General features: G+C 69.9%; 24 protein-coding genes and 2 pseudogenes. 16 read left to right on the top strand and 10 right to left on the bottom strand.

The annotated features are described in order from the left end of the window. The first annotated feature begins 51 nt into the window (after positions 1–51). From ACWD4J_RS13870 to ACWD4J_RS13900, 7 genes are read left to right on the top strand one after another with little or no spacing between them, the layout of a single operon-like run. Positions 52–2,409 carry a xanthine dehydrogenase family protein molybdopterin-binding subunit gene (locus tag ACWD4J_RS13870; protein WP_451395572.1) on the top strand — a complete coding sequence of 786 codons (2,358 nt, stop codon included), beginning with the start codon at positions 52–54 and terminating at the stop codon, positions 2,407–2,409. Further along, positions 2,406–3,281, top strand: a complete 876-nt coding sequence (locus ACWD4J_RS13875; RefSeq protein ID WP_451395573.1) for an FAD binding domain-containing protein — start codon at positions 2,406–2,408, stop codon at positions 3,279–3,281. The genes ACWD4J_RS13870 and ACWD4J_RS13875 overlap by 4 nt, the downstream gene beginning before the upstream one ends. Beyond that, positions 3,274–3,753 carry a (2Fe-2S)-binding protein gene (locus ACWD4J_RS13880; RefSeq protein ID WP_451395574.1) on the top strand — a complete coding sequence of 160 codons (480 nt, stop codon included), beginning with the start codon at positions 3,274–3,276 and terminating at the stop codon, positions 3,751–3,753. Before ACWD4J_RS13875 ends, ACWD4J_RS13880 begins: the two co-directional genes overlap by 8 nt. Continuing rightward, a complete protein-coding gene (locus ACWD4J_RS13885; protein ID WP_451395575.1) occupies positions 3,750–4,415 on the top strand; it encodes an SRPBCC family protein in 666 nt (221 codons plus the stop codon). Before ACWD4J_RS13880 ends, ACWD4J_RS13885 begins: the two co-directional genes overlap by 4 nt. A 52-nt stretch (positions 4,416–4,467) precedes the next feature. Beyond that, a complete protein-coding gene (locus ACWD4J_RS13890) occupies positions 4,468–5,304 on the top strand; it encodes a mycofactocin-coupled SDR family oxidoreductase (protein ID WP_451395576.1) in 837 nt (278 codons plus the stop codon). A gap of 26 nt (positions 5,305–5,330) precedes the next feature. Continuing rightward, positions 5,331–6,524 (top strand): cytochrome P450, encoded by a 1,194-nt coding sequence (locus tag ACWD4J_RS13895; protein ID WP_451395577.1) that lies wholly within the window; start codon positions 5,331–5,333, stop codon positions 6,522–6,524. Further along, the gene (locus tag ACWD4J_RS13900; RefSeq protein WP_451395578.1) at positions 6,524–6,757 is read left to right on the top strand and encodes a ferredoxin; all 234 of its coding nucleotides are present in this window, start codon (positions 6,524–6,526) and stop codon (positions 6,755–6,757) included. Before ACWD4J_RS13895 ends, ACWD4J_RS13900 begins: the two co-directional genes overlap by 1 nt. A gap of 313 nt (positions 6,758–7,070) precedes the next feature. On the opposite strand, the pseudogene ACWD4J_RS13905 reads toward ACWD4J_RS13900, so the two are convergent. The 9 genes and pseudogenes from ACWD4J_RS13905 to ACWD4J_RS13945 form a co-directional block, all read right to left on the bottom strand. Beyond that, positions 7,071–7,256: pseudogene (locus ACWD4J_RS13905) on the bottom strand (transposase family protein); the annotation flags it as partial. Further along, positions 7,247–7,369 carry a hypothetical protein gene (locus tag ACWD4J_RS13910; RefSeq protein WP_451395768.1) on the bottom strand — a complete coding sequence of 41 codons (123 nt, stop codon included), beginning with the start codon at positions 7,367–7,369 and terminating at the stop codon, positions 7,247–7,249. The pseudogene ACWD4J_RS13905 and the gene ACWD4J_RS13910, both read right to left, overlap by 10 nt. Before the next feature lie 393 nt (positions 7,370–7,762). Continuing rightward, positions 7,763–8,221: a hypothetical protein gene (locus ACWD4J_RS13915; protein ID WP_451395579.1), complete on the bottom strand. Its 459-nt coding sequence runs from the start codon at positions 8,219–8,221 to the stop codon at positions 7,763–7,765. 320 nt (positions 8,222–8,541) lie between these two features. After that, positions 8,542–9,735: a M20 family metallopeptidase gene (locus tag ACWD4J_RS13920; protein WP_451395580.1), complete on the bottom strand. Its 1,194-nt coding sequence runs from the start codon at positions 9,733–9,735 to the stop codon at positions 8,542–8,544. Positions 9,736–9,753: 18 nt separating this feature from the next. Beyond that, positions 9,754–10,533, bottom strand: a complete 780-nt coding sequence (locus tag ACWD4J_RS13925; protein WP_451395581.1) for an XRE family transcriptional regulator — start codon at positions 10,531–10,533, stop codon at positions 9,754–9,756. Between the two features lie 193 nt (positions 10,534–10,726). After that, a pseudogene (locus tag ACWD4J_RS13930) lies at positions 10,727–11,105 on the bottom strand (UDP-N-acetylglucosamine--N-acetylmuramyl-(pentapeptide) pyrophosphoryl-undecaprenol N-acetylglucosamine transferase); the annotation flags it as partial. 281 nt (positions 11,106–11,386) lie between these two features. Beyond that, positions 11,387–12,067, bottom strand: coding sequence for a response regulator transcription factor (locus ACWD4J_RS13935; protein WP_451395582.1), 681 nt, complete (start codon positions 12,065–12,067; stop codon positions 11,387–11,389). Next, a complete protein-coding gene (locus tag ACWD4J_RS13940; RefSeq protein ID WP_451395583.1) occupies positions 12,064–13,263 on the bottom strand; it encodes a sensor histidine kinase in 1,200 nt (399 codons plus the stop codon). Before ACWD4J_RS13940 ends, ACWD4J_RS13935 begins: the two co-directional genes overlap by 4 nt. A 104-nt stretch (positions 13,264–13,367) precedes the next feature. Next, positions 13,368–15,611 carry an MMPL family transporter gene (locus ACWD4J_RS13945; RefSeq protein ID WP_451395584.1) on the bottom strand — a complete coding sequence of 748 codons (2,244 nt, stop codon included), beginning with the start codon at positions 15,609–15,611 and terminating at the stop codon, positions 13,368–13,370. A 956-nt stretch (positions 15,612–16,567) separates the two neighbouring features. Here ACWD4J_RS13945 and ACWD4J_RS13950 point away from each other — a divergent pair. The 5 genes from ACWD4J_RS13950 (at position 16,568) to ACWD4J_RS13970 (ending at position 21,379) form a co-directional block, all read left to right on the top strand. Beyond that, positions 16,568–17,233, top strand: coding sequence for a TetR/AcrR family transcriptional regulator (locus tag ACWD4J_RS13950; protein WP_451395585.1), 666 nt, complete (start codon positions 16,568–16,570; stop codon positions 17,231–17,233). Positions 17,234–17,291: 58 nt separating this feature from the next. Then, complete coding sequence (locus ACWD4J_RS13955; RefSeq protein WP_451395586.1) at positions 17,292–18,077, top strand: SDR family oxidoreductase; 786 nt, start codon at positions 17,292–17,294, stop codon at positions 18,075–18,077. Then, positions 18,074–18,850 carry an SDR family oxidoreductase gene (locus ACWD4J_RS13960; protein ID WP_451395587.1) on the top strand — a complete coding sequence of 259 codons (777 nt, stop codon included), beginning with the start codon at positions 18,074–18,076 and terminating at the stop codon, positions 18,848–18,850. The genes ACWD4J_RS13955 and ACWD4J_RS13960 overlap by 4 nt, the downstream gene beginning before the upstream one ends. Before the next feature lie 221 nt (positions 18,851–19,071). Then, on the top strand, positions 19,072–20,553 hold the full coding sequence (locus ACWD4J_RS13965) for an aldehyde dehydrogenase family protein (protein ID WP_451395588.1): 1,482 nt from the start codon (positions 19,072–19,074) through the stop codon (positions 20,551–20,553). A gap of 40 nt (positions 20,554–20,593) precedes the next feature. Further along, positions 20,594–21,379 (top strand): carboxymuconolactone decarboxylase family protein, encoded by a 786-nt coding sequence (locus ACWD4J_RS13970; protein WP_451395589.1) that lies wholly within the window; start codon positions 20,594–20,596, stop codon positions 21,377–21,379. Positions 21,380–21,474: 95 nt separating this feature from the next. Here the strand turns inward: ACWD4J_RS13970 and ACWD4J_RS13975 are convergent, their stop codons facing one another. Next, positions 21,475–22,485 carry an aldo/keto reductase gene (locus ACWD4J_RS13975; RefSeq protein WP_451395590.1) on the bottom strand — a complete coding sequence of 337 codons (1,011 nt, stop codon included), beginning with the start codon at positions 22,483–22,485 and terminating at the stop codon, positions 21,475–21,477. An 89-nt stretch (positions 22,486–22,574) separates the two neighbouring features. Here ACWD4J_RS13975 and ACWD4J_RS13980 point away from each other — a divergent pair, with 89 nt between their 5' ends. The 4 genes from ACWD4J_RS13980 to ACWD4J_RS13995 all read left to right on the top strand — a co-directional run bounded on the left by ACWD4J_RS13980 (position 22,575) and on the right by ACWD4J_RS13995 (position 26,539). Beyond that, positions 22,575–23,489 (top strand): AraC family transcriptional regulator N-terminal domain-containing protein, encoded by a 915-nt coding sequence (locus ACWD4J_RS13980; protein WP_451395591.1) that lies wholly within the window; start codon positions 22,575–22,577, stop codon positions 23,487–23,489. 370 nt (positions 23,490–23,859) lie between these two features. Next, positions 23,860–24,678, top strand: a complete 819-nt coding sequence (locus ACWD4J_RS13985; RefSeq protein ID WP_451395592.1) for an AraC family transcriptional regulator — start codon at positions 23,860–23,862, stop codon at positions 24,676–24,678. Positions 24,679–24,839: 161 nt separating this feature from the next. After that, the gene (locus ACWD4J_RS13990) at positions 24,840–25,508 is read left to right on the top strand and encodes a hypothetical protein (RefSeq protein WP_451395593.1); all 669 of its coding nucleotides are present in this window, start codon (positions 24,840–24,842) and stop codon (positions 25,506–25,508) included. Positions 25,509–25,732: 224 nt separating this feature from the next. Then, on the top strand, positions 25,733–26,539 hold the full coding sequence (locus ACWD4J_RS13995) for an IclR family transcriptional regulator (protein ID WP_451395594.1): 807 nt from the start codon (positions 25,733–25,735) through the stop codon (positions 26,537–26,539). The last annotated feature ends 63 nt before the right edge of the window (positions 26,540–26,602 follow it).

Below are 26,602 nucleotides of genomic sequence, written 5' to 3' on the forward strand. Positions count from 1 at the left end.
TCAGCGCTCGTGTTAAACGCTCGTTCAACGCGTGAACGGAGGGCCGGGCCGATGGCACGGACCACAGACGAGGCGACACCGGACCACCCCTACACGGGTACTCGCGCCCTGCGCGTCGAGGATCCGCGGCTGCTGACCGGCACCGGCACGTACGTCGACGACATCGTGCGGCCCGGGATGCTGCACGCCTGCTTCGTGCGCAGCCCGGTCGCACGGGCGCGCATCGCCGGAATCGACGTATCGGAGGCGCTCGCCCTCGAGGGCGTGCATGGCGTGTTCATCGCGCAGGACCTCAACCCCGGCGTGCGCGAGCAGTGGTACACGCTGAACGGGCGGGACGACCCGGACACGCCCCGCCCGCCGCTCGCCGAGGGCGAGGTGCGCTTCGTCGGGGATCCGGTGGCGATGATCGTCGCCGTCGACCGCTACACGGCCGAGGACGCGGCCGAACTGGTCGTGGTCGACTACGACGAACTGCCGCCGGTCGTCGACTACGCCGGCGCGCTGGAGTCCTCCGAGTCGGTCCACGCGACACATCCCGGCAACCTGGCGGGGCAGCTCGCCGGACGCCCGATGGACGAGCTCGCGCCCGTCTTCGAGGGCGCGCCGCACGTGGTGAGCGTGACCGTCCACCAGCAGTCCCACGGCCCCGTGCCGATGGAGACCCGCGGGATCGTCGCCGAATGGTCGGCCCCCGCAGGGGAGATGACGATCTGGGCGGCGACGCAGTCCCCGCACGAGGTCCGCTCCTTCTGCGCGCGTCTGCTCGGCGTCGACGAGCACCGGGTGCGCGTGGTGATGCGCGACACCGGCGGCGGATTCGGGCAGAAGGTGCTGCCGCAGCGTGAGGACATGTGCGTGATGCTGGCGGCGGTCAAGCTGCCCGCCGCGCTGAAGTGGATCGAGGACCGGCAGGAGCACCTGCTGGCGGCCGGCCAGGCGCGCCACGAGCACGGCGAGGCGCGGATGGCCTTCGACGACGACGGCCGGATCCTGGCCGCCACCCTCGACCACGTGCAGGACGCGGGTGCCTATCCGACGCCGTCCCCCGTGCAGAGCGGCATCGCCGTGGGGATGCTGTTCCCCGGGCCGTACCGGATCCCCGAGGGCACCTTCTCGTCCCGCTTCGTCTTCTCCAACACCAGCGGACGGGTGGCCTATCGCGGGCCCTGGCAGTTCGAGTCGATGGCGCGCGAGGTCCTCCTCGACACCGTGGCGCGCCGCCTGGGCATGGACCCGGTCGACCTGCGGCGCAGGAACATGCTGCGCCGCGAGGACCTGCCGACGGTGAACTGCCACGGCATGCCCTACGACGACATCACGCCGTACGAGACCTTCGAGCAGGCGCTGGAGATGCTCGGTTATCCGGCCTTCCGGCGCGAGCAGGAACGAGCCCGTGCCCAGGGCCGCCACCTCGGCGTCGGCACCTGCACCTACGTCGAACCGACCGCGGGCGCCACGCCGTTCCACAGCACGGAAGGCGCGACCATCCGCATCGAGCCCTCCGGCAAGGTCAACGTCTACGTCGCCGGCGGATCGTGTGGAAACAGTCTGGAGACAACCGTCATCCAGCTCACCGCCGACGCGCTGAGTGTGGCGATCGAAGACGTCAGCACCATCCAGGGCGACACCGCGGTCACCCCGTTCGGCAGCGGCACCGGCGGCAGCCGGTCCGGCCCCATGACCGCCGGCGCGATCGCCGAGACGGCCGCCGGATTACGCGCACGCATCCTGGCCATCGCCGCGCACCGGCTCGGCGTCGCGGCCGACGAGGTGGAGCTCGTCCGCGGCCGGGCATCGGTGACGGGCAGCCCCGAGAAGGGGCTCACCCTCACCGAGATCGCCGACATCGCCTACTTCCAGGTCCACGCCCTGCCACCGGGCGTACCGGCCGGCCTGGAGGCGAGCGGCCGCTACCGCACGCCGCACCCGATGATCTGGGCCAACGCCACGCACCTGTGCACGTGCGAGGTGGACGTGGTGACCGGCGCGGTGAAACTGCTCCGCTACATCGTCAGCGAGGACTGCGGCCCCATGATCAATCCCAGTGTGGTGGAGGGCCAGATCTTCGGCGGCACCGTCCAGGGGATCGGCGGCGCCCTCTACGAGCACCTCGCCTACGACGAGGACGGCAATCCCCTCGCCACCACGTTCATGGACTACCTGATCCCCACGGCCGCCGAAGTGCCCGTCATCGAGCTTGGGCACATCGAGACGCCCAGCCCCGGTCCGGGCGGTTACAAGGGAGTGGGGGAGGGCGGCGCGATCGGTTCCGCCCCGGCCGTCGTGAACGCGGTCGCCGACGCTCTCGCGCCCTTCGGGGTGGAGATCACGCGGCTGCCGCTGACGCCGGCGTCGATCGTCGAGCTCCTCGAAGAGGCCCGGATGCGGGGGGCGGTGACCGCGTGAAGCCCGCGCCGTTCGAATATCACGTCCCCACCGGTGCCGGCGAGGCGGTCGCTCTTCTCGCCGACCTGGGTGACGAGGCCAAAGCCATCGCCGGCGGCCAGAGTCTGGTCCCCATGCTGGCGCTGCGCCTCGCGTCCTTCGGCCATCTTGTCGACCTGCGCCACGTGGCGGAATTACGGGGCATCGAGCGCCGCGACGGGTCTGTGTGGATCGGCGCGGGGACAACCCAGGCCACCATCCAGGGTTCGGACGAGGTGCGCGGCACGATTCCCCTCCTCGCCCGTGCCACGCCGTTGATCGGCCACTTCCAGATCCGCAACCGCGGCACCGTCGGGGGCTCGCTCGCCCACGCCGATGCCGCGGCCGAGTACCCGGCGGTGGCACTGACCCTGGACGCCGAGCTGGAAGCGCTGTCGGTACGTGGGCGCCGCACCGTCCCGGCCGCACGATTCTTCACCGGCACGTGGACCACCGCCCTGGCCGACGACGAACTGCTGACGGGCGTCGCCTTCCCCGTCTGGCGCCGCCCCTGCGGTTTCGCCGTCGAGGAATTCGCCCGCAGGAGCGGGGACTTCGCCCTCGCCGGCGCCACCGTCGCCGTCGGACTCGACGCCGACGGGCGCATCGACCGGTGCGCCATCGGCCTGTTCGGACTCGGTGCGACCCCCTGCAGGGCCCGCGCGGCGGAGCAGGAGCTGATCGGCGCCGAACCGACCGAGGACAAGGCCGACGACATCGGAGGCCTCGCCATGTCGGGCCTCGGCTCGGTTCCGTCCGATCTGCACGGATCGGCCGGCTATCGCAAGCGCGTGGGCGCGGCCATGGTGGCCCGCGCCTGGCGGCGTGCCGTACGGGAGGCGGTCCATGGCTGACATCGACATCCGGATACAGGTCAACGGCGTCGCACGCCGGGACACCGTGCCGCCCCGTCTCACCCTCGCCGACTTCCTGCGGGTCAACTGCGGCCTGACCGGGACGCACCTCGGCTGCGAACACGGGGTCTGCGGCGCCTGCACCGTGCTGCTGGACGGCGAGGCCGTCCGCGCCTGCCTGGTGTTCGCCGTGCAGGCCGACGGCGCCGAGGTGACGACCGTCGAGGGGCTCGCCTCACCGGACGGTGAACTCTCCTTCGTCCAGGCGGCGTTCCGCGAGCACCACGGGCTGCAGTGCGGTTTCTGCACCCCGGGCTTCGTGGTCTCGGTCACCGCGTTCCTCGCCGAGAACCCCAAGCCCACCGACGACGAGATCCGCGATGCCCTGTCCGGGAACCTGTGCCGCTGCACCGGCTACCAGGGGATCTTCAAGGCCGTCCGGGCCGCCGCCGAGACGAAGGACTCCGCATGAAACTGCAGAACACGCTCAGCATTCCCGCGGCGGCGGACGAGGCCTGGCGGGTCCTGCTCGACATCGAACGCATCACCCCCTGCGTACCCGGGGCGACGCTCACCTCCCGCGACGATGACAGCTACCACGGAAGGATCAAGGTCAAGCTCGGCCCCGTCACCCTGACCTACAAAGGGACCATCAAGTTCCTGTTGCAGAACGAGCCGGACAAGACCGTGGTGCTGGAGGCCGGCGGCAGGGAGACACGCGGCAACGGCACCGCGAAGGCCCTGGTGACCTGCCGTCTGATCGGCTCCGGCGACGACTCCACCGACGTGTTCGTGGAGACCGACCTCGCCATCACGGGCAAGCCCGCCCAGTTCGGCCGCGGCACGCTCGCCGAGGTCGCCGGCACCCTCATCGGCCAGTTCGCCGAGAACCTGGCCGCCGAACTCGCCGCAGTACCACCGGCCCTCGCCGATCCGCCGACCGCCGCCCCGACCGAAGCCGGTAGCAGCAGCGATCCCCCCGCCTCCCCGGCGCCGCGAACCGCCGAACCCATCGACCTCATCGACGCGGCCGGCGCAGGAGTACTCAAGCGCCTCGCACCGCCGGCCACGGTACTCGCCGCGCTGCTGCTCCTCGCGCTCGTCCTGCGCGGCCGCCGACGCACCGACCGGTGACCAGGCCTCCCCGCCACCGTCACCACACCCCAACCCAGGAAACGAGGTAGTCATGCCCGGACGAGTCGAAGGCAAGGTCGCCTTCATCACCGGCGCCGCGCGCGGCCAGGGCCGCAGCCATGCCGTACGGCTGGCCGAGGAGGGCGCCGACATCATCGCCGTCGACGTGTGCAAGCAGCTCGACGGCGTCACGTTCGCCATGTCCACGCCCGAGGATCTGGAAGAGACGGTCACCCAGGTACAGAAACTGGGGCGGCGGATCCACGCCGTACAAGCAGACGTACGGGACCACGACGCGCTCAAGGCGGCGGTGGACGACGGCGTTGCCCAACTGGGACGCCTGGACATCGTCGTGGCCAACGCGGGCCTCGGCAGCGACGGCGCCACGCTCGACGCCATGGACGAGAAGACCTGGCGCGACATGATCGACGTCAACCTGACCGGCGTATGGCTGTCCACCAAGGTGTCGACCCCGCACATCGTCGCGGGCGGCCGAGGCGGCTCGGTCATCCTGACGAGCTCCGTGGGAGGGCTCAAGGGCTATGCGAACATCGGCCACTACATCGCCGCCAAGCACGGCGTGGTGGGGGTGATGCGCACGCTGGCCGGGGAGTTGGGGGCACACAACATCCGCGTCAACACGGTGCACCCCACCCAGGTGAACACGCCGATGGTGATGCACGAGGCCACCTACCGCATGTTCCGCCCCGACCTGGAGAACCCCACCGTCGACGACTTCGCGGCGGTGTCGCAGGGCATGCACGTGCTGCCCACCCCCTGGGTGGAGCCCCTGGACATCAGTAATGCCGTTCTCTTCCTCGCCTCCGACGAGGCACGTTTCGTCACCGGCGTGACGCTGCCGATCGACGCAGGCGCCCTGCTCAAGTGAGCCGCACACCATAGGGAGGTGTGTTCGTGACCACTGCCGACACCATCTACTGGGACCCCTGCGACCCCGCGCTCGCGCGCGACCCCTACTCCCTGTACGCGCGGCTGCGCGAGGAAGTGCCGCTCTACTACAACGGCAAGCACGACTTCTACGCCGTCAGCCGCTTCGCCGACTGCCAGCGGGGCCTCGCCGACTGGCAGACCTTTTCCTCCGCCCGGGGAGACATCCTCGAGATCATCCAGGCGAACATCGACCTTCCGCCCGGGACCCTCATCTTCGAGGACCCACCCGTCCACGACATCCACCGGCGCCTGCTCGCACGTGTCTTCACCCCTCGCCGGATCGCCATGCTGGAGCCGCGAGTACGGGCCTTCTGCCGACGGGCCCTCGAGCCGGTGACCGGCGCCGAGCGGTTCGACCTCGTCGAAGCCGTCGGCGCCGAGATGCCGATGCGTGTGATCGGGATGCTCCTGGGCATCCCGGAGTCCGACCAGCCGGCCATCCGTGACCTTACGGACGAGACGCTGGGCACCGAGGGCGGCGGCAAGATCAACGAGGCGGACATCCTCAGCACCGAGGCGTTCAGGGACTACATCGACTGGCGCAAGCAACACCCCTCGGACGACCTCATGACCGAGCTGATGAACGCCGAGTTCGAGGACGAGCAGGGGGTCAGGCGCACGCTCACCGACGAGGAGGTCCTCACCTACTGCACCGTGGTCGCCGGTGCCGGCAACGAGACGACGGGACGGCTCATCGGCTGGTTCGGCGCCCTGATGGCCCGCTATCCCGAAGCGCGCCGGGAGCTCGCGGCCGACCCGTCCCTCATCCCGAACGCCATCGAGGAGATCCTGCGCTTCGAGCCGACAGGCCCGTTCACCGCACGTCACGTGACCAGGGACGTGGAGCTGTACGACCGTACGGTGCCGGCGGGCAGCGCCATGGTCTTCATCCAGGCCGCCGCCAACCGCGACCCCCGGCGCTTCCCCGACCCGGACCGGTTCGACATCCACCGGGTCACTCAGCACATGAGCTTCGGCGTCGGCGCTCACTACTGCCTCGGTGCGGCACTGGCCAGGCTGGAGGGCCGGGTGGCGGCGGAGGAGATCCTGAAGCGGTTCCCGGGCTGGGACGTGGACTGGGGCCACGCGGAGCTCGCGCAGACATCGACCGTCCGCGGCTGGAAGACACTACCGCTGCTCATCGAAGGAGGCCGGTGATGACGGAGCGGTGGACGGTCACGGTCGACCAGCGGGTCTGCGTCCGCACGGGTCTGTGCGCGGCTTCCGCGCCCGAGGAGTTCGAGCTCGACGAGCACGGGCAGGGGCGCGCGAGGGCCGAGACGCTGCCGGCATCCGATGCGGTGCTGGAAGTGGCCGAGTCATGCCCGATCGAGGCCATCAGCATCACGGCCGCGGACACCGGTGAGCGGGTCTTCCCGCCGCAGACCTGAGCACCTGTGTCACATCCTCTTTCCGCAGGTCAACGGGCCCTGGAGCTAGCGGTGATCAGTTTTGCCGTTCGGTTGAGCGTCGATGGACGCCGAAGCGAACGGCAGCGGGAGGGTTCGTCAGGCGGCTGCTGCGAGGGGAGTCGGGGCAGCTTCGGTCCGGCGGTTTCGTCGGGTGAGGCGGCGGGTCATGAGGGTGATGAAAGCCCACTGAGACCCGTGCATCATGAAAACTGCACGTCAGACGGCCTGGTGTGCGTAGGCATCAGGAAGCTCGGGCAAGTCCGGAGCGGTAGTCGACCGACAAGATCATCCGTCAGCGGGCGACTTCCCGGTTCGTCAGCACGAGCAGGGCCCGCACCAGCGCGGTCGCCCAGTTCGGGTCGGTGCGGACCTTGCCGAGGACGCGCCAGTTCTTGAGATGGGCGAAGCCGTGCTCGACCGGGGCCCGCACCGCGGCCAGTGCCGTGTTGGACAGCTTCTGACTGCGGGTCAGGGGCCGGCCTGGACCTCCTGAAGCTGCTTGGCCAACTCCTCGGCGAGGGCGTCCAGTTCGCTTCGGCGGGCGGTGATCCACTGCCGCTCCTGCATCCCCGCGCCCTCCCGCGTTCTCACGGCGTGCCGACCTGCTGACGGATCGTAGCGGGGGTCGGTCGTGGGCGCAGCCGAACCCGGCATCCCGCCGGAGCCGGGACCTGCCCGATGATCTACACCATGGTCATCGGCCGCCGACCGGCACGAGCACCCAACTCGCCATTCACACCAGACCCGTGACCTGCGACTTCACGATGCACACCGCTCACTGCCTGTCTCCAGGTGCCAGTGCCGATCACCAGTGCCGATCCCCTCGGTTTCTGCGACCATCTGCCAATGGTTGACAGCAGGGATCGTGCGGCGGCTACGAGTCAGGCCGGAACGTCCTGACCACGGACGAGTACGGCGCGAAGATGTACCAGTGGGAGGCAGAGAAGTAGGGCGGCGGGGCCTGATGGGTGCGCCATGTGCCGGTCATTCGCCTTCCGCGGCCCGTCGCTCCTGCTCGTACTGCCACTGCAGCGCGCTGTCAGCGGCCTTCCACTCCTTGGCCGCCTCGGGCAGTGGTTCGTTCCGTAGGTTGGCGCCGAGGCAGGCCAGGGCGTCCGCGTGTGCCGCCCACGCCACGGTGCGTGCGCTGTGCAGGCGTGACTCCCAGAGGAGTTGCGAGTCGCTCGCCCAGATCAGCAAGTCGAGCGATGTTGAGAGCCGCTTGCGGAGGTCCTCGTTCCCGAGGGTTTCTACAGCAACCGTCGCCTCGCCAAGAGCCGCCCGGAAGTACTCATCCCACCTCTCAAAATCGTGTGGGGCGGCATCGGATCCGACATCGTGCCGCCGGTAGTCCTGGAATGCTTTCAGGAGGGCAGCGGTGATGACCCCTGTAGCTTCCCGCTCCTCAGCCCGCTTCCGGGCCGCCTTCGTGTCGGACAGCACTCGCCACGCAACTGTCGAGGAGAGCGCTCCTCCGACCATCGCACCTACGCCCCCCAGGACCGCTGATAGCCAAACCGGGCTGCCCTTGGCGGCCTTCTGCTGCAGCTACGGCAATGATCCACTCCACCGGAAAGGTTCCTCCCCCACAGGCAACATGCTCAGGCGGAGAAAGTACCGCCAGGCTCGGTTGGCCCGGCCGCTGGACCGCGGCGAGAGCCTCGTCGAGCTCGTGGAGTGCGCGCGCTCCGCATCGTGATCACCGCGCCGCCGAACGCGACCTCTGCTTCGCCGGTCGCGATCAGGGACCCGGAGTCGCCCCATCAGTCCGCTTGGAGGAGATCGAGCACGGCTCGCTTGTAGGCGGCGTATACCGTGGGGAGTTCTGCAAGGTGGGCGCGCTCGTCGATGCCGTGCAAGCCCTCGTACGGCACTCCGAAGCCGGCGGTGGCTGGGATGCCTTCCCCAGCGAGCAGGTTGCCGATGTTCGACGGCCCCGCGGTCTTCGCCCGCACCGTGAGGCCCGCCTCGGCGGCGGCCCCCAGCAGGGCGGCTGCGGGCTGCTCGTCCTCGGTCAGGCGGAACGGCGGCCACGTGGCAACCGGAGTGATCGCGGTGGGCTGCGGGGCCGGCAGCTCCGCGTCGAGCTCGGCGACGGCCTTGCGGACCAGCGTCTCTGCATCGTGGGCGTCGAAGCCAGGGGTGGTTCGCACGTCGATGTTCAGCTCGCATCGGTCCGGCGTGACCGAGAAGCCCTCGCCGCCGTGGAAAGAGGTCACTGACAGCTTGGGCGGCAGCGGGAACCCCGAGGCCCCGCCCCCACCGGGAAGTTCCGCCTCGTCGAGGAGCCGTACGAGGTGGGCGGCACGGGAAATCGCACCGACCACTGTCTTGCTCGACCCCGAGTGCCCCGCAGGGGCGTGCACGGTGATGGTGGCTCGCCACAAGCCACGGCCGCCGACTACGACTTCGTCCAGCCCGGGGTAGCCGATCATCACCCCGGCCGGGCGGGCCGCATGCGGGTCGGCGAGGTAGGCACGAGCGCCACCGAAGCCACCGGTGTGCTCATCAACGTCCAGGAGCACGGCGAGCCCGCCATGCAGGCCAGCAGCGAGGGGCATGAGGTCGGCGGCAATGTGGCAGAACATCGCTGCGGCGAGCTTGGAATCGGCCGAACCCCGGCCCAGCAGCCAGCCGTCCACCACGTCCCCGGAGGCCGGCGGGAACGACCAGGCCGCCTCGTTGCCGTACGGTGCCGTGTCCACACACGCGTCCAGCGTCCACCAGGAACCTGGCAACCTGCCCGGGATCTCCACGAGCAGCCCCACCAGGTGCCCGGCCTCGTCGTGCAGGCGGCGGTGCGGCAGTGCACGAGCCACGAGCCAATCCTCCAGCACACCGAGGACGGGCCCGTAGTCGTCGATCCCGCCTCGGCTCGGACGGCGAATCAGCTCGCTCGCCAGCTCCACCACGGAGGCCGCGCGGGCCTCGCCCGCCAGTTGAAGGTTCTCGCTCACGCCTCTCCCCACCACGTGTCAGTTGTGCCGCACCGGCAGTGCGCGGACGGTCTCACTCGTCTCCACCGGCCGCGCGGACGCGCATGCCTCCCGCCCATGGTGGACCAAGCCGACAGCCGCCTCCCGACCTAAAAGGACACCGCAGTCGAACCCGTCCGCACCGTGGAAGGACGGCAGCGGTACCACCGCGGCGCTCTCGGAGGCGACAAAGAAGCGTTCCAACGCCTGGGCCGGCTCGACCATCCCGATATGCAGCGTCTTGACGCCGTTGCGGCGCCCGGACGGGTCACGCAGCTCCAACAGCCGCAGCAGGCGCTCTGTGAGCGCCCGGTGCCGCGGCGGCCCATACAGCACGCGGTGGTGGATCAGGTCCGGGTGCTGGGCCACGGCTGTCTCGATCGCCGCCAGAGACGCCTTCTCCCGGCTCCGGGAGCCGGTGACGACCAGCTGCTCACGCGCTCCCGCAACGACGTCGACCATCGCCTCGACCAAGTCCGTCCATCGGCTGAGTACTTTGACCACCACGGCCGTGCCGGAGTTCTCCAGCACGCTGGTGGCCGCCCCGTCCTGGTGACCGAACAGCACCTCCGGGCGCTCGCGGTATAGCTGGCACAGTCCGGCCCGGTTCCGCTTGCCCGTACGGCGCCGGCCAGACTCCCACGCGCTCAACAGGCTTGCGTCCGCCGCACCGCCGGTGACCGCGTTCAGGGCGTCGGCGGCCTCCTCAAGCGTCATGTTCAGCGCGATCCGGGCCCGCTTGAGCGCCGAGTCCGTACTGCTACCCGTGGCCACGGACACCGCCCCCTCCCCTATGCGCCGGTATGTACCCGCAGTGTTCCCTACCCGCTGGCTGCTCAGGAGGCCTCCATGAGCCGTTCTGTCTGCACCTCAAGGTCAACCGAACTGTGCGATATCGATCGCGTGCTTGGGCACGATGGCAGACGCGTCCACTGCAGTCCTGAGCTCTGCACCTGCCGTAGGGCCGTGCTGGTCAGCCGGATGCAACGGACAGGATGACGTCCACCAGCCGGTCCGCGGCATCCGGCCTGCCATGCGCCCGCGCCCGCTTCGCCATCACGCCCCGGCGGGGCGGGGTCGGTCAGGAGCGGGCCGACTGCGTCACGCAAGGCGTCCGTGGTCACCTCACCGAGCAGGGCCACGGCGGCCCCGGCGTTCGCCAAGTGCCGGGCGTTGTGAGCCTGCTCGTTGCCCGCCGAGGAAGCGAGCGGGATGAACACCGCCGGCTTTCCCAGCGCCATCAGCTCGGCAAGCGTTCCAGCGCCGCTCCGGGAGACCACCAAGTCCGCCAGCGCCAGGACATCCGGGAGCTCCGGACCAACGAACCCAGTGAGGTAGTACCGGCCCGCCAAGTCCTGCGCATGTCGCACTTCGGTGACGAACCGGAGGGTCACTGTGCTCGGACTGGGAGGGCGCCCGACGGGTTCGTGAGGCTACCCATTCAGAGGTTGTCCCTTTTCGTTCCCGCGCCTCGGCCACGTCCCCGGCATCCACCCAATGAGTACCGGGACCGTCCGAAGGAGGACTTGCGGCATGGCCGTCATTGATGGGCTCACGCCTGTGCAGGGAGACAGCCCCCAGGGCGGGCAGCCCAGGGACCACATGCCAAGTATGGGGTTTCCTGTGACGTCGATCAGCGACGTGGTGGGTTGGGGTGGACAAGGCCGGTCTGGTAAGCGATGACGACGAGTTGGGCGCGGTCGCGGGCTTGGAGTTTGGTCATGGCGTGGTGGATGTGGGTGCGCACGGTCAGAGGGCTGAGGTAGAGCTTTCCGGCGATCTCGGTGTTGGTGAGCCCTTCTGCGGCCAGGGCCATGACTTCACGTTCTCGGGCGGTGAGGGTGGCCAGGCTTTTCTGGGCTGCGGGGTGGGTGCCGGGCTGGGGGGTGGTGAGGAAGCGGGTGATGAGGTTGCGGGTGGCCTGGGGTGAGAGGAGGGCGTCGCCGGCGACGACGGTGCGGATGCCGTGGAGGAGTCCTTCGGCGCCGACGTCTTTGCCGAGGAAGCCGCTGGCTCCGGCGTGCAGTGCTCGGGCGACGTGTTCTTCAGTGTCGAAGGTGGTGAGGATGAGGATGTGGGTGGCTGACAGGTCGGGGTCGGCACAGATGGCGGCAGTGGCGGTGAGGCCGTCGGTGCCGGGCATGCGGATATCCATGACGACGACGTCGGGACGGTGCGTGCGGGTGAGCGTGACTGCCTCGTCGCCGTCGGCGGCTTCGCCGACGACTTCCATGTCGGGCCGTGAGTCGACGAGGATGCGGAAGGTCTCACGCAGGAGGGCCTGGTCGTCGGCGAGCAGGACGCGGATGGTCATGGGGTGCTGTCCTTATGGGATGAGCTCGGGTGCAGGGGGAGTTCGGCGGTGACTTCGAAGCCGCCGGCGGGACGGCGTCCGGCGTGCAGTTGTCCGCCGAGGGACAGCGCGCGTTCCCGCATTCCGATGAGACCGTACCCGTTGCCCGGGGTGTTTTCGGGGCCCGTTCCCTGGTCGGTGACGCTGATGGCGAGCCGGTCGTGGGTGTAGGTGAGGGTCACTTCCGCGGTGCTGGTGTGGGCGTGCTTGGCGATGTTGGTGAGCGCTTCCTGCACTATGCGGTAGGCGGTGAGGTCCACGCCGGGGGTGAGGGGCTGGGGTTGTCCGTGGGTGGCGAGGGTGACGGTGAGTCCGGCGGCGTTGTGCGCGTCGAGGAGTGCGGGGAGTTGGGCGAGGCCCGGGGCCGGCTGGAGGGGGTCGTCGGGCGTGTCGTTCTGCTGGCGCAGGAGCCCGACGGTGGCTTTCATCTCGCGCAGGGCGGTGGCAGTGGTCTCGCCGAGGGCGGTGACCATTCTCTCGGCCTGTTCCGGGTGGCTGCGGATGAGGAGGGCGGCGGTGGTGGCCTGGGCGTTGGCCAGGGCGAGGTGGTGGGCGGAGACGTCGTGGAGTTCGCGGGCGATGCGCATGCGTTCTTCGGCGACGCGGTGCCGGGCTTCTTCCTCGCGGGTCCGTTCGGCGTATTCGGCGCGGGCGTGCACCGATTCCAGGTAGGCGGTGCGGAAGCGGGCGGTGGAGCCGAGAGCTGTCGGCAGGAGGAGGTAGGCGATCGGGCCGATCACCTTGAGAGCCAGCGATTCTTCGGCGGGTCCGCCGATCGCAGAGGCACCGACGGTGAGGGCGACGGCCGCGAGGGTGAAGTTCCGGGTCGTCCCGCGGTCGGTGCGCTCGGCCAGTGAGTAGAGCGCCGCCATCAGCGGGGCGAGCAGCAGGACGGTCATCACGTAGCCGGCCAGGGCCATAGCGGTCGCGCACAGGATGGCGACGGTGGTGACGAGCATCGGCCGGGTGCGGTGCCAGAGCAGTGCGGCGCAGGAGATGCCGGCCAGGAGTACACCGGGCCACCCGTGGGCGGGTGCGACCAGGTGGTCGACGCTGACGAAGCTGCCGGGAACGGCCACGACGAACAGCACCAGGGCCACCGCGGTGTCGACCCTGCGAGGATGACGGCGCAGGTAGCGCTGCCAGGTCGTGATCATCGTGTCTTCCACTTGTGTAGTGATCATGGTGTACGCCGGGTCTGCGGAACGTTCTGGAGGTGCCGCCCACCCGTGTCCAGGTGGGCGGCACCTCCAGGCTGCCACTAGTGGACGGGAAGACCCTGTCGCTCCGTCTCGTCGGGCGTTGCTGCCGTGGCGTTCGTATCGGCGGTCAGGGCGTTGCCCTCGACGTCGACGCGGGGCACGATCCGCTCCAGCCAGCCGGGCATCGTCCAGGCACGCTTGCCCAGCAGCGCGAGGACGGCGGGCACGATCGTCATCCGCACGACGAGCGCGTCGAACAGCACGGCGGTGGCGAGGCCGAAACCGATCATCTTGATCATGGGTTCGCTGACGCCGATGAATCCGGAGAACACCGAGATCATGATGACGGCAGCGGCGGCGACCACCCGGGCGCTGTGGCGGAAGCCGGATACGATCGCCTGGCCGGGACGTTCGCCCTTCAGATGAGCCTCCCGGATGCGGGTGACGAGGAAGACCTCGTAGTCCATGGCGAGGCCGAAGACGATGCCGACCATGACGATCGGCATGGTGTTCATGATCGGGCCGGTCTGGTGGACACCCAGCAGGTCGGCAAGCCATCCCCACTGGAAGACGGCGACGACCGCGCCGAGGGCGGCCAGCACCGACAGCAGGAATCCGAGCGCCGCCTTGAGCGGGACCAGCACGGAACGGAACACGATCAGGAGCAGGAGGAAGGCCAGGCCCACCACGAGTGCGAGGTACGGGACGAGGGCGCCCTGGACCTTCTGGTCGCTGTCGATATTGGCGGCCGTGCTGCCGCTGACCATGAACGTGGCATCCGTAGCCTTTTCGATCGCTGGCCGGTCGTCACGCAGGGTGTGGATCAGCTCGCTGGTCCGCTCGTCCTGGGGGTCGGTGGCCGGGGTGACGGAGAGGATCGCGGTGTTGCCCGCGGTGTTGTAGCGCGCCGGCGAGACGGACACGACACCGTCGACGGCGCCGATTTCCCGGGCGCTCGCTTCTACGGCGCCCTTGGGGTCCTGGGCGCTCTTGGCGTCCACGACGATGGTCAGCGGGCCGTTGAAGCCCGGGCCGAAGCCCTTGGCCAGGGCGTCGTACGCGCGGCGCTCGGTGGTCGAGGTCGGCTTGGACCCGTCTCCCGCCGTGCCCAGGTGCAGCTGGGTGGCAGGCAGGGCGATCACGCCCAGGGCCGCCACCGCCACCAGCAGCACCGGCAGCGGCTGGCGGACCACCAGGCGGGCCCACCGGCTGCCCAGGTTGGGCTTTCCCTCGCCCGTGACAGCAGACGGCGCACCACGGCGGGCGGAATGACGCGTCGAGCGCGCCAGAACAGCACGGGGGAAGATCCCCAGCAGAGCCGGGACCAGTGTCACCGCGACCAGGACCGACAGCGCCACGGTGCCGGCCGCTGCCAGTCCCATCTGGGTCAGCGTCGGGATCCCCACCACCGACAGCCCGGCCAGGCCGATCACCACGGTCAGGCCTGCGAACACCACCGACGACCCGGCCGTGCCCACGGCCACCCCGGCCGCGTCCTGCGGCGCGAGCCCCCGGGCGTGTTCCTCCCGGTAGCGGGAGACGATGAACATCGCGTAGTCGATCCCGACCGCGAGGCCCAGCATCATCGCCAGCGTGCTGGTCGCACTGGACAGGCCCAGCGCATTGCTGAGAGCCATGATCGTCGCGGCGCCGATCCCGACACCGATCAGCGCGGTCAGCAGCGGCAGGCCCGCAGCGGCCAGCGAAGCGAACGTGATCAGCAGGACCACGGCCGCCACAACCACGCCGACCAGCTCGGTCGCACCGCCCGACGGCTGGGTGGCCAGAACCGAGCCACTGACCTCGACCGTCAGCCCCGCGTCCCGTCCCTCCTCAACGGCCTGCTCCAGCTCCTGCTTCACCTTGTCGTCGACGTCCTTCGCCTTCACCTCGAAGGTGACCGACGCGTACGCCGTGGACCCGTCCTTGCTCACCGCGTCCGTCCGGTACGGGTCGGCCGCCCGGACCACCTGATCGAGGTCGCCGACCTGGCCCACGACCCCGTCGACGACCGATCGGTTCGCCTGGTCCGTGATCTTCTGGCCATCCGGCGCCACGAACACGAGCTTCGCGCTCGCCCCCTCGGAACTGGCGCTCCCGGTGCTGTTGGCGGGGAAGCGCTCCTCGATGAGGTCGAACGCCCGCTGCGACTCCGTCCCCGGCATCGAGTAGGAGCCATCAGGCGCAGCCGGCGCCAGCGCCGACGCCATGCCCGCGGCGACCAGCGCCAGTACCCACAGCACCAAGACGCGCCAGCGCCGCCGGAAGGCCAACCGGCCCAAACGATCAAGAAAGGCAGCCACAGAAGGAACTCCACATCCGAACTCGGGGAACCCTTCCACCCTGTCCGACCAGGCATTTCCCGTCTTCGTGCAGCCGCCGACAATCCACTACTACGTACGCAGTAGTCGCTGAGCGCGGATCACATCGCGACCCGCGGTGGCGGTGTCACCGCCTGTATCCAAAATCGTCGTATACACGTACTCGTCGATGTCAGCGACGGACAGCACCACGTCGATGCCCGCCAGCCCCGCACCCGTGCAGTCCAACTGACTTGCTGCTGACCAGGATCACCGTCCTCATCCCACTAATGTTGCGGGTCGACCTCGTCTGGGAGAGGAACAGGCATGGATGCCGACCGGCTGAGGGCCGTGCTCGCTCGTTAGGACGGCTCCGAGGCATCGATCGAGGATCTCGCGGGAGGCTGGAACTCGACCACCTGGCTGGTCCGCCTGGCCCGCGCAGGCGGCAGCGGTAGCGCTGGCCGGTATGTGGCCAAGCTCGCCGATGCCGCGGACGCCGATGCGTTCCGCGGCGGATTGCGGATGGCGACAGAGGCTTCCTGCCGTGGCTTTCCCAGCGGCCCGCCCGTCCCGGCACGGGATGGGAGCCTGGCCGTGGACCTACCCGAAGGGGTGCTCGGGCTCCTCCAATACGTGCCAGGCCGACCGCCCGACACCGCGTCACCGGCAGACATGCGGCGCGCCGGAGAGACACTGGCTCGCGCGCATCGGGCGCTCCGAGACGAGGGCGCGTGCCTGAGAGGACGACTTGCCGGCGCGGCAGGTTCGTCGGCGCATCGCACGACCGATGTCCGCCCGCGAGCCCGCCGCGCCGTGCCCGCCGACTCCGGGGTCATTTCTGCAACTGCCTCACTGCTAAGGCAGTTGACTTCACCAACAGGGCGCAGTACATTCCCGATATACGGAAATTTGGTTCTCGAATCCGCGAAACATCACTCTCAAAGAGGTTCGGTGTCGTGGTCCAACCGTCCGTGAAGGAACAGATCGTCCTGGCTGCCGAGCGCCTCTTCGCCGAGCACGGCCTCGACGGAGTGTCTCTGCGCCAGATCAGCGCGGCCGCCGGGAACGGCAACAACACGGCGGTCCAGTACCACTTCGGCTCGAAGGAACGCCTGGTCCAGGAGATCTTCGAGTACCGCCTGCCGGGTCTGAACGAGCGACGCGGACTGCTGGACGCCCGCCGGCGCCCGGACGACCTCAGGTCGCGGGTGGAGTGTCATGTCCTGCCGGTCCTGGAGCAGGGCGAGCAGGAGGGCAGCCACTACCTGAGCTTCGTCGCGATGCTGCAGCAGAACGGCCGGCGCGACGTCTTCGACCGTCTCTCCGAGGAGTTGCGGGCGCCCACAACCGCCTTCCTCGAACGGGTCGGGGCGCTGCTTCCGCACATCCCCGAGCCGTTGCGCAGACACCGCATCGCTCAGGCCATGGCGTTCAGCGTGCACGCCGCCTCCGAACGCGAGCGGACCCGCGCGCGCAACGGGCACGTGCTGCCGTTCGCCGTCCACGTCGGGGACCTGCTCGACGGTCTGGTCGGCTTCCTCCAGGCACCGGTGTCCTCGGCGACATCGTCCGTGCTCCGGGAGACCGATCCGCGCGAACCGGCCCTGCCGCTCCACCCCTGAGCATCCGCCCTTCCATCCGCGAGCCCTTCCGTCCGCGAGCGAGAGGAGCGACGGTCCGATGAGCATCGATCTGAACAACGCCGTGGCGGTGGTCACCGGCGCCGGCAGCGGGATCGGCCGCGCCACCGCACATGCCTTCGCCCGGCGCGGCGCGCGGGTGGTGGTCACCGACCTCGTCGGCGAGCGGGCGCACACCGTCGCCGACGAACTCGGCTCCTGCGGTGTCGCCGCGGTGTGCGACGTCACCAGCCTCGACGACCTGCAAGCCGTCCGGGACCTGGCCCTGGACCACTTCGGCCGCATCGACCTGGTCATGAACAACGTCGGGATCCTGGCCGTCGGCCCCGTCGAGGACATCCCCCTCGAGGCGTGGCAGCGCGTGGTCGACGTCAATCTGCTGAGCGTGGTGCGCAGCAACCTCGTGTTCCTCCCCGTCCTGCTGGAGCAGGGGGCGGGCCACATAGTCAACACCGCATCCACGGCAGGCCTGTTGCCCTACGGATTCGACCGACTCCCGTACACCGCGACCAAGCACGCGGTCGTCGGGCTGTCCGAAGCGCTCGCGCTGTACCTGCGCCCGCGCGGCATCGGCGTCTCGTGTCTCTGCCCGGCCGGCGTGGCCACCAACATCGTCGAGCAGATCGCCTTCTACGGCCGACCGGCACCGCCGCGCGGGCCGGACTTCCCCGTCCTCGACGCCGAATCCGTCGGTGAACTCGTCGCCGACGGCGTGACCCAGAACCGCTTCCTCATCCTCACCGCACAGGAAGCCGCCGACGAAGTGCGCGAGCGCGGAGCGGATGTCGACGCCTACCTGTCCCGTCTGACCAAGGACTGCCCATGAGCAGCACACTCGACCGACTTCGTCTCGACGGCAAGGTCGCCATTGTCACCGGCGGCGCCGGCGCCATCGGCCAGGTCTACGGCCGGGCGCTGGCCGAGGCAGGTGCCGCCGTCGTACTGGCGGATCTCAACGGCGAAGGCGCCGAGAGCGCCGCCGCGGCCCTTGCCTCCGACGGTCTGCAGGCGCTCGGCGTGCAGGTCGACATCACCGACCGCGCCTCGGCGGCCGACATGGCCGAGAAAGCGGCCGCAGCCTTCGGCGGCATCGACATCCTGGTGAACAACGCCGCGCTCATGGCCGAGATCCCCCAGGTCGACATCCTGGACCTGCCAACAGACTGGTTCGACCGGGTCATGCGCGTCAACGTGCTCGGCGCCGTCGTGTGCACGGGCGCGGTCAAGGCGTCGATGGTCGAGCGCGGCGGCGGGCGGATCATCAACCAGGTGTCCGCCGGCGCCTTCATGGGCGGGGGCATCTACGGGGTCAGCAAGCTCGCCCTCGTCAGCGTCACCGTCGGCCTCGCCCGCTCACTCGGCCCGCTGGGCATCAACGTCAACGCCATCGCGCCCGGCCTGGTCGAGAACGAACCGGGCCTGCGCAGCCTGCCGGCCGGCCATCCCGCACGCGCCGCACTGGCGGCCTCCATCCCGGGCAAGAAGTCCGCGCCAGCGGAAGACCTGCTCGGCATGCTTCTCCTGCTCGCCTCCCCGGCCGGCGAATGGATCAACGGTCAGGCCATCAGCGTCGACGGCGGCTGGGTCACGCGGCTGTGACCGGCACATCCGCCGATACGGCCGAGGCCCTCCGGCCCCAGACGCTCGCGGACCTCGCCGCGCACACCCTGTCGACGCCGTACGAGCCTCCGGCTCCGGCGCCCTGAGCACCGCACCCCTCGCGTCGGCCGCGCGCAACGAACGGCGGCTCCCGCGTACTGCCGCAAGCCGGACGACTCCCGCGCACCGCCCAACCCGGACGAAAACAAGGCGGAACCGACATGACCTCCTCCACAACCCTGTCCCACGACCTCGGCACCACCGGCCCCCTCGTCGACGGCACCTGGCTCGACCGGACGTCCGCAGGCCAGATGGACCACGTCAACCCCGCGACCGCCCGCGTGAACGGCACAGTCCTGCTGAGCGGACCTCAGGAAGTCGACTCGGCCGTCGCCGCGGCCAAAGCCGCCTTCCCGGCGTGGCGGGAGATGTCCCCGGACGAACGCCGCCGCATCCTCCAGCGCGTTGAGCAGCTGATGCGGGAGCGCGTCCCCGAGCTCGGCCGAATCAACACCCTCGAACTCGGCGTCCCCTTCCGCATGTCGGCGGCGCTCGCCCATCTGTGTGCCGGCTGGTTTGGGTACTACGCCGGCTGGGCCGACAAGATCGAGGGCGCGACGATTCCGCCCAGCCCTCGGATGGTGCCGGGCCTCGACTACACCGTCCCGGAACCGTACGGGGTCATCGGCGTCATCCTGACCTGGAACGGCCCGATCATGTCGGTCGGAATGAAGATCGCCCCCGCCCTCGCGGCGGGCAACTGCGTCGTCGTCAAGGCCCCCGAACTGGCCCCCTTCACCGTGGCCCGGTTCGCCGAGATCGCCCTGGAAGCCGGGCTGCCCCCAGGAGTGCTGCACGTCCTGCCCGGCGGCCCGGAGGCCGGCGACCGGCTGGTCCGCCACCCCGACGTCGCCAAGATCTCCTTCACCGGCGGGATCCCGACCGCGAAGAAGATCCTCGACGCGGCGCGCCACACGCTCAAGCCGGTCCTGCTCGAACTGGGCGGAAAGACAGCGAACATCGTCTTCCCCGACGCCGACCTCGACGAGGCCGTCGCGGAGACGGTCCGGTCCTGCTACACCCTCTCCGGCCAGGGCTGCAACCTCACCACCCGCATGCTGGTGCACCGCGACGTGTACGACCGGGTGGTCCGCTCCACCGCCGACGCGGCGACCGCGCTGCGTGTCGGGGACCCCTTCGACCAGGGGACGGCACTCGGACCGGTCATCGGCAAGGCGGCCCACGAGCGGATCCTCGGCATGATCGAGCGGGCGGCCAAGGACAGCCGGGTCGTCACCGGCGGCGGCGCCACCGACCCGTCGGCGCTCACACCGGACATCCGCGACGGCTACTTCATCGACCCGACCGTTCTCGCCGACGTGGACCCGCACAGCGAGGTGGCCCAACAGGAGGTGTTCGGTCCGGTGCTGTCGATCATCCCCTTCACCGACGAGGACGAGGCGGTCGAACTGGCCAACTCCACCCCCTACGGCCTCGGCACCGTCGTACAGACCCGCGACGTGTCGCGGGTGCAGCGCATCGTCCCCCTGCTCCAGTCGGGCACCGTGCTCGTCAACGGCTCGTCGGGCCAGCCGCCGGGCGCCCCGTTCGGGGGCTACAAGAACAGCGGCTATGGCCGCGAAGGCGGCAAGGAGGGCCTCTACGAGTTCCTCCAGACCAAGAACGTCTTCATCCGCGCGTGACGACTCTCTCCCGCACCCTTTCCGGCATCAGGAGGCACCCATGGACGACGGCCGCGTGGAACGAACCATGACCGAGGTCATGACCACCCCCGAGCCATCGCCGGCGACCACCCCGTTCGGCCGGGCCTCGCGCGACTTCCTGTTCGGCGAGGTGTGGTCGCGTCCCGGCCTGAGCCGCCGGGACCGGCGATGGGTCACGCTGACGTGCGTGGCCGCCGCCGACTCCCCCCAGCCCATCGAACAGCACGTCCACGCGGCACTCGCCAGCGGCGACATCGGACTCGAAGCCATGCTGGAGTTCGTCCTGCACTTCGCGGTGTACTGCGGGTGGCCCAAGGCGTCGCACCTGGAGGGGGCCATCGCCCGGCAGTGGGACCGCATCCACCGGGAGCGCGGTGAGGAGCCGCCGCCGTGGCCGCAGTTGACGAACGACACACTCGGTCCCGGCGCGTGGGACGAGCGACTCAAGCGCGGCGTGGAGGAGTTCATCGACGTCAACCTCACGCCCGCACCACCGACGAACTCGCCGTATCGGCATGCCGGGATCCTCAATTTCGTGTTCGGGCACGTCTGGCAGCGGCCCGGCCTGACCCGCCGGTCGCGCCGGATCGTGACCGTCGCCAGCGTCGCGCTCGACGACGCGCCCGTCCCGCTGCAGACGCACGTCACCTCCGCGCTCCACTCGGGCGACCTCACCAAGGAGGAGATGGACGAGATCGTGCTGCAGTTCGCCGCGTACTACGGCTTCGCCAAGGGGGAGGCACTCGCGGACGCGGTCGAGACGGCGTGGGCGTCCAAGCCCGGTGGGACACGCAGGACACGGTGACGACTGACCGCCGGCCGAGTAGGCCACCGCACCGTGCCGAGGTGTCGTCTTCGGCACGGTGCGGTGTGCGGTGTGCGGGGTGGGCGGCTGCGGCACTACCAGGCCGGCATCGCGTGCTCGGGGTAGCGGGCGCCGGCCGCGCCGTGCGGGAGGATCTCCTGGATGCGGGCGAGGTCCTCGGCGGTGAGGGTCACGTGCGCGGCGGCGACGTTCTCCTCCAGGCGGCGGGGGCTGCGGGTGCCGGGGATGGGCACGATGTCGTCGCCCTGGGCCAGCAGCCAGGCCAGCGCCAGCTGTGTGACCGCGATGCCCTTGGCCTGCGCCAGCGCAGTCAGCTCGTGGACGGCGGCCAGGTTCTTCTCGTAGTTGCCGGGCTGCCAGCGTTCGTCCATGCTGTGGCGCATGTCGTCGGCGGCGTACTCGGCCGCCGGCTTCACAGCACCGGTGAGGAAGCCGCGGCCCAGCGGCGAGTACGGTACGAAGCCGATGCCCAGCTCGCGCACCACCGGCAGGACGTCGGCCTCCACGGCCCGCTCGAACACCGAGTACTCGGTCTGCAGCACGGACACCGGGTGGACGGCGTGTGCGCGCCGGATGACGTCGGGGCCGGCCTCGCTCAGCCCGAAGTAGCGCACCTTGCCTTCGGCGATCAGTTCACCGACGGTGCCGGCCACGTCCTCGATGGGGACATCCGGGTCGACCCGGTGCTGGTAGAGCACGTCGATGTGGTCGGTGCCGAGGTGGCGCAGGCTGTTCTCGGCGACCTCGCGGATGTGCTCGGGACGGCTGTCCAGGGCGGCGCCGACCTTCGTCGGATCGCTCAGGTCGAAACCGAACTTGGTGGCGATGACGATGTCGTCGCGGAAGTCCTTCACGGCCCGGCCGAGGAGCTGCTCGTTGCTGCCGGTGCCCATGCCGTACAGCTCGGCGGTGTCGAAGAGGGTGACGCCGAGTTCGTACGCGCGGTGGATGGTGGCGATGCCGCCCTGCTCGTCCGCGGCCCCGTAGGCCATGGTCATGCCCATCGTGCCCAGGCCGACGGCGCCGACCTCCAGGCCCTGCGTGCCGAGCCTGCGGTGCGGGAGGTTCGTGTCGTGCTGTGTCATGCCGTCAACGCTAGGAGCGAGGCAGCGGAACGTCATGGGGCGCTGATCGCATAGGATTGCCTGATCCTCTCATTCGAAAGGTGCGTCTCATGCTGGACCGGCTTGCCCAGGCCATCGAACGGCACTGTCAGGGGGCGTGGTCCGAGACCGCCGTGCCCAGGCTCTCGCTGGTCGCGCTCGACGAGTTCATGGAACCGATGGAGGTGACGTACGAGCCGATGATCTGCTTCATCGCCGATGGTGCCAAGCGCACCGCGGCGGGAGAGCACAGCTGGATCACGCCCCGCGGTGAGATGGCCCTGATCACCCTCGACCTGCCGGTCACCGCCGCCTTCGAGAAGGTTCCCTACCGTGCCGCGGTCATGCGGCTCGACAGCCAGGCCCTCGCCGCCGTGCAGATGGAGCTGGACGAAACGGGCCCGCCGGCACCACCGGCCGTCACCGCGCAGGTCACCGCGCCGATGGCGCCGGAACTCGTCGACGCAGTCACCCGGTGGATCCACCTCCTCGACACCCCGGAGGACATCGGCCCCCTGGCAGCGCGTATCGAGAGCGAGATCCTCTACCGGCTGCTGCGCAGTCCGCTCGGTCCCGTGCTGCGCCACTGGTCCATGGCCGACTCCGCCGCCTCCCGGATCCGCACGGCGGCCCGCTGGATCTGCGACCACTTCACCGAACCGCTCGGCATCGACGAGGTCGCCCAGGTGGCCCGCATGAGCCCGGCCACGCTGCACCGGCACTTCAAGGCGGCCACCGGCATGAGCCCGCTGAAGTTCCAGAAGCACCTGCGGCTGCAAGAAGCGCGACGCCGACTGTTCGCCGGCGACGTGACGGCGGCCCAAGTCGCCCAGGCGGTCGGATACGTCAGCGCCACCCAGTTCAACCGCGAATACCGCCGCGCCTACGGGCTGCCGCCCGGCCAGGACGCCGCCCGGTTGCGCACCCGGCTTTCCGAAGCCCGGCAGGTTCCGGTTCTGCTCGACGGATCGGGCGCGAAGCCGTAACAGGCTCGTCGACGACCTGCCCGGACGGTGCCCGACCTGCGCCCGGCCAGTGCGCCTTCCCCGTCGCCGGGGCGGCATGACGGCCGGCGTTCAGGAGGATGCCGGTGCCGAGCGCGAAGCCCATGAGCGGCGTCACATCGGGAGGGTCCCGCGGGCAGGGGATGATGGGCCCATGGATTCGCGGGAGCTGGACCCGGCCGGCCCGATGAGCGTCCTGGCATCGCCGGGTTCCGGGGATGGAGATGTGCGCCAGACGGCGAGGTGGAGGCCGACCCGGTTCCGTCGGCAGCCAGGGAACTCGCGCGACCTGCCGGTACGGGGCCTGCCGGAGGGTGCGCCGTCCCTCGACGTGGTGAGGATCCGGTCGGGTGTGCCCGACGACGAGACCGGTTGCCGGCTGGAGCAGCGCCAGGACTTCCACACGCTGTTCTGGGTCCGGTCCGGTACCGGCCGGCAGGTCATCGACGGGAAGCCGCTGGACGTGGGCTCTCCCAGCCTGACGCTCGTCGGCCGTGGCCAGGTGTACCGGTACGACCACATGGGCGACGTCGACGGCGCGGTCATCAGCTTCGGCGACGACCTGCTGTACGAGGGCTCCGTCACGCAGGTGAACCCGGTGTGGCTCGTCGGGCGTTACGGGACGCAGTCGGTCAGCGTGCCGGTCGAGGACGCGGCGCGGATGGACCGGTTCGTCGACATACTGGCCGCCGAGGCGCGGCGCCCGCAGGATGCGCTGAACGCGGAGGTGCACCGGCACCTGCTGCTCACGCTGCTGTTGTGGACCCAGCGCTACTACGACGCCCGCACCGACGGCTCGATGAGCGACGACGGTGACGCACGGCTGCACCGCCGGTTCGTGGCCCTGCTCGAGCGGGACTTCGCCCACCGCCACGACGTGGACCACTACGCGGACGCGTTGGGCGTCCCGGCACCGCTGCTGGCCCGCGCACTGTCCAACAGCACAGGCCGCCCGACGAAGGCGCTGATCACTGAGCGGGTCATGCTCGAAGCGTCGCGTCTGCTGCGGTTCACCGACCTACAGGTCGGGGAGATCGCATCCCGGGTCGGCCTGCGCAACCAGTTCTACTTCTCGCGCGCCTTCAAGCAGCGGTATGGAGAGTCGCCGGGGGCCTACCGCACGCGCGTGCGCGAGGGCGCCGCGTCTGCGGGTGCCGGATCCACGCCCTGAACTGCGGCGTCCCGAAAGGTGCATGGATCCAGCGGATTCCTTCATGGCCTGATCCATTCCGGCTGGCGAGGCTGGTTGTGCGGGAGACATGCCGCTCCGGACCAAGTTCCGGGCGACGTTTCCCGCCTCGACTTGGCTTTTCGAATGAACCGGAGAAGGCAATGGAATCGTTGAACCGGCGAACGCTGCTTGGCGCCGCGGCAGTCGGTGTGCCGCTGGCTGTGGCCCCCGGACTGGTGACGCCCGCGTCGGCGTCGCCTCAGCCGCCGCAGTACGGCGGCAGATATCAGCTGGAAAAGGACAACTGCATCCACTTCCACATCGCGGACTTCGTGGCATGGAACAACCGCAAGTGGGACATGCAGGCGTACTACCACGCGTCCGATGTCTATGTGGAGATGTACGGGAAGGCGACCACCACGGTCGAGGCGCACATCGCCGCCATGAAGGACATCCTCGTCGACTTCCCCGACGCCCGGATACTGCAGCACTACCCGCAGGTCGTGCAGGGGGACTGGACCGCGACCGTCGGCCACTACGTCCCCGGCGGGTTCCGCCTCTGCACTTTCGCCCGCCACCACAGGGGGCAGATGGTCGAGGAGTACCTCTTCACGCGGGAGATGGCCGAGGACGAGCCCGACCCGTACGCCGACGACGAGCCCTTCGTCACCATCACCAGCCCCGACAGCCGACTGCTTCAGGTCGCTGCCGACGTCCGTCCCGGCTGGACCGCCGTCATCCGCGGCAGTGAGCTGGGCAAGCGCTCGGCCACCTTCACCAGAACCGAGGGCGGCAAGGTCGTCGAGCAGCTCCGGTTCGCCGCGGTCTAGGCCCTTCGTCAAATTCCCGTCGTCCGCCCGGAGGGCGAGCGTGCGTGCCAGGCGCCGCGAGGCAGGCGGGAATTTGACGACAGGGCCTAGGAGCGCGACGGGAGCGGGCTCACCCTCGGCTGCGCCGGCGGATGCCGGTGCAGCCGAGTCGTGCTCCAGCCCGGAGCTGGTCGTACGCCCTTCCGTGGGCTTGACGTGTCTGGAAGGAATCCGATGATGGCGAGGTGAGGACACAGAACGGCGAGTCGGTTCTGACGAGGGTGGTACGGATCTTCGAGGCGTTCACGCCGGAGGAGTCGGCCCTGACCGTCTCGGAGATCTCCCGCCGTACGGGGCTGCACGTGGCGACCGCGTCGCGGCTGGTGGCCGAACTCGTCACGTACGGGTTCCTGACCCGGGACGCCGACCGCCGGGTCCGTATCGGCATGCGCATGTGGGAGCTGGCCACACGAGCCTCACCCACCCTGTCGCTGCGCAACGCGGCCATGCCGTTCATGGAAGGTGTCCACGACGTCGTCGGCCACCACGTGCAGCTCGGCGTGCTGGACGGCGACGAGGTGCTGTTCCTGGAGCGGCTGACGGCACCGGGCGCGGTCATCAACTACACCCGCATCGCCGGCCGTCTTCCGCTGCACGCCTCCTCCAGCGGCCTGGTTCTGCTCGCCCACGGCCCCGCCGATCTGCGGGAGCGGGTGCTCGACGGGCCCCTGCAGCGCTACACCCCGAACACTCCCGCCACCGCCGCGCGACTGCGGGCCGTGCTGGCCGAGGTCCGCCGGCAGGGATACGCGTACTGCCCGGGGTACGTCCACCCGGACGCCCTCGGCGTCGCGGCGCCCGTGCGTGACGCGCGCGGTGAGGTGGTGGCCGCGCTGGCGGTGATCGTCCCCAACGAGGCGGGGGCCTCCTCCGTCGTGCCCGTGGTGCGGACCGCGGCACGCGGTGTTTCCCGTGCGCTCGGGGCCCCGGACGCCCCGGTGCGGCCTCGAGAGCCCGGTGACCCACGTGACGGCAGCGCAACGGCCGTGTGACAGTCAGCGGAAGTTCGTCTCTCAATGGTTGAGAATGCCGTCGCGACCGTCCGTCGTCGCCGC

The organism is Streptomyces sp. NPDC002577, from assembly GCF_053594815.1.

Bases quoted from the DNA above. Each gene is read 5' to 3' on its own strand.
- ACWD4J_RS13885 (WP_451395575.1), top strand. From the start codon at position 3,750: ATGAAACTGCAGAACACGCTCAGCATTCCCGCGGCGGCGGACGAGGCC.
- ACWD4J_RS13980 (WP_451395591.1), top strand. From the start codon at position 22,575: ATGCTGGACCGGCTTGCCCAGGCCATCGAACGGCACTGTCAGGGGGCG.
- ACWD4J_RS13935 (WP_451395582.1), bottom strand. From the start codon at position 12,067: ATGACCATCCGCGTCCTGCTCGCCGACGACCAGGCCCTCCTGCGTGAG.
- ACWD4J_RS13900 (WP_451395578.1), top strand. From the start codon at position 6,524: ATGACGGAGCGGTGGACGGTCACGGTCGACCAGCGGGTCTGCGTCCGC.
- ACWD4J_RS13870 (WP_451395572.1), top strand. From the start codon at position 52: ATGGCACGGACCACAGACGAGGCGACACCGGACCACCCCTACACGGGT.
- ACWD4J_RS13960 (WP_451395587.1), top strand. From the start codon at position 18,074: ATGAGCAGCACACTCGACCGACTTCGTCTCGACGGCAAGGTCGCCATT.
- ACWD4J_RS13890 (WP_451395576.1), top strand. From the start codon at position 4,468: ATGCCCGGACGAGTCGAAGGCAAGGTCGCCTTCATCACCGGCGCCGCG.
- ACWD4J_RS13975 (WP_451395590.1), bottom strand. From the start codon at position 22,485: ATGACACAGCACGACACGAACCTCCCGCACCGCAGGCTCGGCACGCAG.
- ACWD4J_RS13965 (WP_451395588.1), top strand. From the start codon at position 19,072: ATGACCTCCTCCACAACCCTGTCCCACGACCTCGGCACCACCGGCCCC.
- ACWD4J_RS13955 (WP_451395586.1), top strand. From the start codon at position 17,292: ATGAGCATCGATCTGAACAACGCCGTGGCGGTGGTCACCGGCGCCGGC.
- ACWD4J_RS13990 (WP_451395593.1), top strand. From the start codon at position 24,840: ATGGAATCGTTGAACCGGCGAACGCTGCTTGGCGCCGCGGCAGTCGGT.
- ACWD4J_RS13880 (WP_451395574.1), top strand. From the start codon at position 3,274: ATGGCTGACATCGACATCCGGATACAGGTCAACGGCGTCGCACGCCGG.
- ACWD4J_RS13970 (WP_451395589.1), top strand. From the start codon at position 20,594: ATGGACGACGGCCGCGTGGAACGAACCATGACCGAGGTCATGACCACC.
- ACWD4J_RS13940 (WP_451395583.1), bottom strand. From the start codon at position 13,263: ATGATCACGACCTGGCAGCGCTACCTGCGCCGTCATCCTCGCAGGGTC.